Source organism: Acaryochloris sp. IP29b_bin.137 (assembly GCF_028285745.1).
Lineage (GTDB): Bacteria > Cyanobacteriota > Cyanobacteriia > Thermosynechococcales > Thermosynechococcaceae > Acaryochloris.
Map to the genome: position 1 here is coordinate 20,090 of NZ_JANQOP010000285.1, position 7,462 is coordinate 27,551.

The 7,462-nt window shown below is 46.9% G+C and carries 7 protein-coding genes and 1 pseudogene; 2 read left to right on the forward strand and 6 right to left on the reverse strand.

Annotated features, from left to right (window positions below; all coding sequences use genetic code 11):
* Positions 1 to 38: 38 nt before the first annotated feature.
* The 4 genes from Q0991_RS19960 to Q0991_RS19975 all read right to left on the reverse strand — a co-directional run bounded on the left by Q0991_RS19960 (position 39) and on the right by Q0991_RS19975 (position 2,857).
* Positions 39 to 827, reverse strand: coding sequence for a phosphonate ABC transporter ATP-binding protein (locus tag Q0991_RS19960; protein WP_299491833.1), 789 nt, complete (start codon positions 825 to 827; stop codon positions 39 to 41).
* Complete coding sequence (locus Q0991_RS19965) at positions 781 to 1,674, reverse strand: putative selenate ABC transporter substrate-binding protein (RefSeq protein WP_299491835.1); 894 nt, start codon at positions 1,672 to 1,674, stop codon at positions 781 to 783. Before Q0991_RS19965 ends, Q0991_RS19960 begins: the two co-directional genes overlap by 47 nt.
* Positions 1,675 to 2,049: 375 nt before the next feature.
* The gene (locus Q0991_RS19970) at positions 2,050 to 2,499 is read right to left on the reverse strand and encodes a hypothetical protein (RefSeq protein ID WP_299491837.1); all 450 of its coding nucleotides are present in this window, start codon (positions 2,497 to 2,499) and stop codon (positions 2,050 to 2,052) included.
* Positions 2,477 to 2,857, reverse strand: a complete 381-nt coding sequence (locus tag Q0991_RS19975; protein ID WP_299491839.1) for a hypothetical protein — start codon at positions 2,855 to 2,857, stop codon at positions 2,477 to 2,479. Before Q0991_RS19975 ends, Q0991_RS19970 begins: the two co-directional genes overlap by 23 nt.
* A 453-nt stretch (positions 2,858 to 3,310) precedes the next feature.
* On the opposite strand from Q0991_RS19975, the gene Q0991_RS19980 reads away from it, so the two are divergent.
* Positions 3,311 to 4,813 (forward strand): SulP family inorganic anion transporter, encoded by a 1,503-nt coding sequence (locus tag Q0991_RS19980; RefSeq protein ID WP_299491841.1) that lies wholly within the window; start codon positions 3,311 to 3,313, stop codon positions 4,811 to 4,813.
* A 39-nt stretch (positions 4,814 to 4,852) separates the two neighbouring features.
* Positions 4,853 to 5,716, forward strand: a complete 864-nt coding sequence (locus Q0991_RS19985) for a universal stress protein (RefSeq protein ID WP_299491843.1) — start codon at positions 4,853 to 4,855, stop codon at positions 5,714 to 5,716.
* A 126-nt stretch (positions 5,717 to 5,842) separates the two neighbouring features.
* On the opposite strand, the pseudogene Q0991_RS19990 reads toward Q0991_RS19985, so the two are convergent.
* Positions 5,843 to 6,483 (reverse strand): annotated as a pseudogene (locus Q0991_RS19990) (transposase family protein); the annotation flags it as partial.
* Positions 6,484 to 6,631: 148 nt separating this feature from the next.
* Positions 6,632 to 7,429, reverse strand: coding sequence for an RNA polymerase sigma factor SigF (locus Q0991_RS19995; protein WP_299491845.1), 798 nt, complete (start codon positions 7,427 to 7,429; stop codon positions 6,632 to 6,634).
* Between the last annotated feature and the right edge of the window lie 33 nt (positions 7,430 to 7,462).

Sequence of the window (7,462 nt, forward strand, 5' to 3'; positions counted from 1 at the left end):
ACGACCAGAACTGAGGGGTTGATCTTGATTGTACTGACCTAGCTAGAGGGTGGGTTGTCGAGCTGATACAGGTGATGGAGCTGTTCCGGGGTAACCTCCTGGGCAGGCAGATCAAACTGGACTTGGCCTTGCTTAAGACCGATGATGCGATCACAATACTGTTTTGCATACTCCACCCCATGCAAACTCACCACCAACGTCTTGCCCCGTTCCCGTACGAGACGACTCAGCAGTCGCATAATGTCATGGCTGCGTTCTGGATCAAGACTGGCAATGGGTTCGTCTGCCAGCATAATCACCGGATCTTGCACCAAAACTCTAGCAATGGCCACTCGCTGCTGCTGACCGCCAGAGAGACGATCGGTACGGGCATAGAGCTTATCGGGAATACCGACCTGAGCGAGGGCGGCTTGGGCCGTCTCCACCTCTAAGGGCCACACCAAGGAAGCCACCGCCTTCCAAAACGGCCAACGACCCAGGTGCCCCGCATTGACGTTATGGATGACTCGCAAGGAGGGCACCAAATGGAGCTGCTGGTAAATGGTGCCAATTTGGCGTTGAATCCGTCGGGCAGATCGGATCTGCCAAGGCTGGCCCATGGCCCACACTTCACCTGCTGTGGGCTGAAGAGTGCCATTGAGCAACTGTAAGAGGGTGCTTTTACCCGCACCGCTAGAGCCAATTAAAGCGACGATTCGGCCGGGATAAATCGCGAAATTGACATCGGCGAGGGCCGTTACGTTGCCAAACTGATGGCTGACCTGGCGAAGAGTCAGGATGCTATTTGATCTTGCCGATTTGGCGGCCAATCGCTTCAATTTGAGCATAGTTACTATTATCGGTCTTGATAAACGAACTCCCCCCAAACAGATCCAAAATTTCTGCCTGCTCCGGGACAGCGGGGTCGAGCTTGAGGAGGGCGGCTTGAACTTTAGGAATAAACTCAGGGCCGTAGCGTTCGCTCACCTGGGGATTAATTACCCAATGATAGTCAAAATAAGAAGGCGTTTCCCAAATCACCTGGACTTTCTCTAAATCTACCTTGCCTTCCGCCACTCGATCCTTCCAGACTTGGGAATTTAAAGCGCCCACTTCATAGGTTCCGGCTTCTACGACTTTGATGGTTGTGTCGTGGGACCCCGAAAACCCGACATTGCCCTTGAGATCCTTAAGGGTAAGGTTGGCCTCCTGCATAAAGTATTGGGGCATCAGTCGTCCAGAGGTGGAGGATTCACTGCCAAAGGTGAGGGTCCGACCTTTCAGTGCTGTTAATCCTTTAACTGTTTCAAAGGGTGTAATCCCACTCGATTTATTGGCGATAAAGACACTGGTAAACTTGGCATCAATTTTCCGCTGGGCAATGGCCTGGGCCTTGGGAACCTGTAAGCGCGCCTGTACCCCAGTCAAGCCCCCAAACCAAACCATATCTAAATCGCCAACGCGAAAAGCCGTGACCGCAGCCGCATAGTTATTAACAGGTTTATAGGTAACAGGAACCTCTAGTTCTGCTTCTAGGTAGGTCGCTAACTTACTGTAAAGACGCTGTAGTTTTTCTGGATCCTGATCCGGGATAGCACCAGCAACAAAAGGCTGTTGTTTCGGCGGGGTACTTTCTAGCGCTGAACAAGCAACAAGCAACAATCCCAACAAGCTGGGGAGTAAAAATCGTTTCATACCGCTGAAGTCCCAGGGCAAACAACTGACATTTGTTAAGGGTACAGCAGGAGGGTTCTTTATTTGCGGCTATGGCAAAAGATAAACAAAAACCTTACACAGATTACATTACAGTGAGCCTATTACTAGGATTCACTAATACCACTCTTTTAGAAAGCACCAAAACATATTGCCCCACAAGAAATGACAAGTTAATTCCAAACCTAAATATCATTAAGATCTTGAAGAGCTCATAAACATACATGACGTCTTAAATCCAATTTATAAAGCCGATAAAGCCCTTTAAAACCAAGGATCTGTGAAATAGATTCAATCGGACTTACAGATGCCTTAGTCATTGCCATGTATTGTATACAGGCATTTTCAAACTAGCTTTTAGATTTTTTCTATTTGAGCCCATATGGCTTCAAATTGTTCAGCGCTTGTTTTTTTAATACCAACTTTTTCTATTGTTAATATTTTGGCTTTTGTTCCAGGAGAGATAATTCCTTTGATTGCACCTAAGGAATATCCATTGGATGCTCGTTGTCTTAGATTGACAGATGTTATTAATGTCACTTCAGTATTACGCTTAGGCACCTTTGTTTGTTTTATAGTTTTATCAGGAAATAAATTTGGTTGGTTTATTTCTGCTTTTCCAAGATAAATCCATCCTGTTTTAAGTTCTTTAGGTGGAAGTGTCTTTTTCGATGCTGCTACACTTAGAGCAGCTTCTATATCTAAATTTTTAGTATTTACTGATTGATCTTCAGCTCCAGCAGGTTTTGATTCTTCTAGTGCATACATTTTTTTTCGAATTTTTTCATTGAATTTTTTTATCTTCATCAGATATTAGCTCCAAAAAAGTATTTTTCATTGCCTTATCATTACTAGTAATAGCAATATTATATAGAATGATTTTTTCGTCTTCATTTCCTGCTATTTTATATAGACTTATAAGAGACATGTTGGCTTTTCTAGAATCATCACCAACAAGATTATCTAGCTGTCCTTGAATTTTCTCAGAAAATTTTAACGCATTTGCATATTCCTGATTATCCTGGAGAACCTTAGATGATTTTCTCTCAGCTTGGCATGAAAAAAAACCAGTTATAACACCTGAAATCGCCACTGCAGTAGTCGTCAAGAGTTGCAGTTTTTTTAGTGTAGAAGATTCTCTTTCTTGACTATTAGAAAATGCCATTATTGCAAGACCCCTGTCATCATTTTTATTAAACCTCACCTTGTTTGAAGAAAGGTGTTTACCTAATCTCTCAGCTGATCATCAAATATTTATGCAATATAAGCGTTATTTTTTGTGAGATTGCCAATATCATTGGGTGATTCCCTCTAGACACTGCCGCCAATTTGTCTTTAGATAGGCATAAATTAAAAAAATATTAAGCCAGTCTACTCAACCGCTATAGGGAGTTGTCTCATATACCCTCAACAACATAGGCAGATAGCTCATCTGATTCAATGAGGGAAATGGGATTGGCCCTTCAAGCAGTTAGAGATGTTTTAAGGACTAGCATCGACTGATAGGGCAGTACGTCTCCCGTTTAAAGAGTTTCATCTAACACCCTATTGGCAGCTAAAGCTGACCGATCTCTACCCCATTTACCCAGATTTACGTTTTCAGGCTTAAGGAGACCCCTTGAACATTCCCCATCTCAACGTCCGCTCCCTCAATTGGCGTGCTCTTAAACGGGAGTGGTTGATTAACCCCAAGGCCGACTTACTATCAGGGGCCGTGGTCGGCCTCGCACTGATACCGGAAGCGATCGCATTTTCGATCATTGCTGGGGTGGATCCCAAGGTGGGGCTCTATGCCTCCTTTATTATTGCCGTGATTACTTCGTTCCTGGGGGGGCGACCTGGCTCGATCTCAGCCGCCACTGGAGCCATGGCCTTGCTAATGGTGGATTTAGTCAAAGAACATGGGCTGCAATATTTACTGGCCGCCACTTTTTTGACCGGCATTTTCCAGGTCATCTTTGGAATCCTCCAACTGGGTCGCCAAATGAAGTTTGTGCCCCGAGCGGTCATGATCGGCTATATCAATGCCCTGGCTGTCCTAATTTTTATGGCCCAGCTTCCCCAGCTCACCAACGTGCCGCCCACGGTTTATGTCCTCACCGTGCTTTCCTTAGGAATTATCTATATCCTGCCGCGCTTTACAAAAGCAGTGCCGTCACCCTTGGTCGCTTTAGCCGTGATGACCATTGCGGCCATTGCCCTCCGTCTAGATGTGCCTACCGTCGGCGATATGGGTGAGCTGCCCACTGCACCCCCTCTCTTTGCCTTACCCCAAGTTCCCTTCACCCTAGAGACCTTCAACATTATCTTGCCCTATTCCCTCACCTTGGCAATTGTGGGGCTGTTGGCGTCTTTCCTCACCGCCTCTTTGGTGGATGATTTAACCGACACCCCTAGCGACAAAAACCAAGAGGCCAAAGGCCAAGGGTTTGCCAATATGGTGACGGCCTTCTTTGGCGGCATGGCAGGGTGCGGCATGATTGGTCAGTCCGTGATTAATGTCCAGTCTGGGGGCCGAGGTCGTCTGTCTAGTCTGGCGGCGGGCATCTTTTTGCTGATGGCGATTCTGTTCTTACAGGACTGGGTGAGGCAGATGCCCATGGCCGCTCTGGTGGCGGTGATGATTATGGTGTCCATTGGTACGTTTCGCTGGTCCTCTTTTACCAATATTCCTCGGGTTCCCCGCAGTGAAGTCGTGGTCATGCTGACGACGATGTTTGTGATTATTTTCACCCGCAACTTTGCCCTTGGGGTAGCCACAGGCATTGTTATGAGTACAGTATTTTTCTCCCGCAAAATCGCCCAGTTAGTGTTAGTGGATCAGGTGATGCTGGACGAAGGTGCTCACCGGGTCTATAAGGTATCTGGGCAGATTTTCTTTCTGTCTCGGGATGAATTCATGGCCTCCTTTAACTTTGCTGAACTCGTCGAGCAGGTCACCATTGACCTTACCCATGCTCACCTCTGGGACCAAGGGGCGGTAGAAATGCTCGATAAAGCTGTTCAGAAGTTTCGCCGTCAAGGGGTCGAAGTCAATGTGGTCGGCCTGAACGAAGCCAGCTCCACACTTCTCAATCGCTTGGCTACAGACGAAGAACTAATCTCCAACGACCCGTCTTAGTGCTACACCTGCCCGCCATCTTTTAGGGACATCACCTGTATGAAAACCATTCTTCTCTGCTCCGATGGATCTGCCTTTGCAGATGGCATTTATAAATATGGAGCCTGGTTGGCCCACCAATTCCAAGCTCAGATGAAGGTTCTGTTTGTCAGCGATATTCGCCAAAAGGTTGTTTCAACCGGCAATCTAAGCGGCAGTATTGGCCTGGGTGCATCCGAGCAGCTGTTAAACGAGTTGGTGACCCTGGAGCATGAAAAAGCCAAACTCAACAAACAACGGGCAAAGTTGATTCTGCAAAATGCAGAGCAAGTTCTTAAAGCAGAAGGAATCAGTAATGTCGAACTGCTCAATCCTACAGGTTTCCTCGTGGACTGCTTCCATGACTTTGAGGCCGAATCTGACCTGATTGTCTTGGGTAAACGGGGAGAAGCGGCAGAGTTTGCTTCAGGTCATCTAGGGGCCAATGTCGATCGGATTGTTCGTAGTAGTGCAAAGCCTTGCCTAGTTACCCCCCAAACTTTTGCGCCGATTGAAAAGCTGCTGGTGGCGTATGACGGCAGCCCCACGGGGAAGCGGGTCTTGAATTTCTTAGTAGACAGTGCCCCAGGATTTAAGGATCTAGAGATTCACCTGCTGACGGTGGCCAAGAAAGAGTCCGATGCGGTGCGATCGCAAGAGTTAGCCGATGCCGAAGAGAACCTGCAACAAGCAGGTCTGACAGTTACTTCAACTCTATCTGCAGGCACCCCAGAAAAGATGATTGCCGACTATATCGAACAACATCAAATCAGTTTGTTACTGATGGGGGCCTACGGTCATCGCCGCATTCGCCATCTTGTGATTGGCAGCACCACAGTTCAACTCTTAAGAAGTATTCAAGTTCCCGTCCTTTTATTCCGTTAGGTTAGCTGTGATCAGTTAGTTCACAACTGAAAGCTAATTTCCAAACAAAATCTCAAGCTACCACTCATTGCACAAGCAGTCGGTAAGCTATTCATTTGACGATGTGGTATTGCTGTTTGTCATCCCTTAAGCAGTCAAAGATAGCTCATGGTTATAGAGGGCTGCAATCAAGTTACAGCGCAGCGCGTAACGACGACGATTGCGATAGCGCTCAGACAGAACTCTGAAAATCTTCAGACTGCGATTAATATGTTCAATGCCCATTCGTTCCTGACTCAGAGCACAGTTGTACTCTCGCTGCAGGGAAGTCAGTTCACCTTGTTGTGGCTTCTTGAGAGGAACATAGCTGTTGGCATGGTAGGCTGCAATCCCTTGATATCCGCTATCTTGCAGACTCTCGGTATCTGGATGGATATGGATACCTGAAACCTTGAAGATCTGAAAATCATGCCGACGACCTGGGCCAAAGCTAAGGCAGATAATCTCTAAAGAGTTGCGGTTAGCGATAATCTGACATTTGAGGGTATGTCTCTTTTTTTCCCTGAATAATACGCTTTTTGTCTGTTCTGAGGACGTTCAATGGGCGTTTCAGTCACATCCATGACAACGACATCCGGTCGCTCAAACCCTTGTAGCAGAGATTTCTGACCGGGTAAGCGAAAGAACCCTGAGTTCATCAGAGCGGTCTCGATCTGGTGGACAATACGGCAGACGGTTGATTCAGAGACTTCCCAATCTCCTGCAATGTGGAAATAGGTCTAATATTGGGTGTTTCAACTACACATTGCGAAAGAGAGTGCCTCGTTTAGTCCGAAAGACACTCTCTTTTTCCAAAAAGCATTCATATTGATGCGATTGGGATATGTATTTACCACTACTATGTGCCCTTATAGGGCTGGGGCTATCGAGAAGTAGCTACACCTCAACCTGTAATGCGGCAGATTTCTGAAGAAGCCCTACTAATTCATCAATCCCTTTCTTGATCCGACGGGTGACGGTTACCGGGCTAACCCCAATTCTCTGAGCAACTTCTTGCCGTGAAAGTTGGTGGACAAAAACAGACTCAATCATTTCCCGGGTTCGATCTTCAAGCTGATCGAGGGCTTGTTGCAGTTCCAACCGATCTTCTTGATTCGTCTGCATAATTTGGCAACGAGCATCCATCAGCGTATCCCCCAGGGTCATCATGGAATCTGACTGTCGGTGATGATTGGAGGAAACCCGAGCATTCAAACTGAGGGGAACCCGGTTAGATGATGCTAACTTTACAGACCGCCATTCCTGCATGGACAGATTAAGCTCATCTGCAATTTCTTGGTCACTGGGTTGACGCCCTAATTCCATGGTCAAGGCTTGGCGCACTTTAGCACCGTCTCGGCTCAACTGCTGCCAGCGACGAGGGATACGAACGGTATTGGCGCGATCGCGGAGGAAATGAAGAATTTCGCCCCTAATATAAGGAACTGCAAAAGAGCTAAAGGCATATCCCTGGCTAGGATCGAACCGTTCTATAGCGGTAATTAATCCCAAAAACCCACATTGTTCTAAATCTTCATAGGGCTCTGCACATTGGTGAGCAAGGCGATGAGCGACCTTACGGACTAAGCCCATATTTAAGCGGACCAAACGGTTTCGGAGCTGAACGGAGGGTTTTTGGCGATAAGCAACCAGCATCTCCATTGTTTGGGACTGTAAGGAAGTTTGATAAGCCATAGTTTAATCGTCCTGATGTCCTGTACCTGGAAA

Excerpts from the sequence above, each read along its gene's own strand:
- Q0991_RS19965 (WP_299491835.1), bottom strand. The coding sequence starts at position 1,674 with ATGAAACGATTTTTACTCCCCAGCTTGTTGGGATTGTTGCTTGTTGCT.
- Q0991_RS19985 (WP_299491843.1), top strand. The coding sequence starts at position 4,853 with ATGAAAACCATTCTTCTCTGCTCCGATGGATCTGCCTTTGCAGATGGC.
- Q0991_RS19975 (WP_299491839.1), bottom strand. The coding sequence starts at position 2,857 with ATGGCATTTTCTAATAGTCAAGAAAGAGAATCTTCTACACTAAAAAAA.
- Q0991_RS19970 (WP_299491837.1), bottom strand. The coding sequence starts at position 2,499 with ATGAAGATAAAAAAATTCAATGAAAAAATTCGAAAAAAAATGTATGCA.
- Q0991_RS19960 (WP_299491833.1), bottom strand. The coding sequence starts at position 827 with ATGCTCAAATTGAAGCGATTGGCCGCCAAATCGGCAAGATCAAATAGC.
- Q0991_RS19995 (WP_299491845.1), bottom strand. The coding sequence starts at position 7,429 with ATGGCTTATCAAACTTCCTTACAGTCCCAAACAATGGAGATGCTGGTT.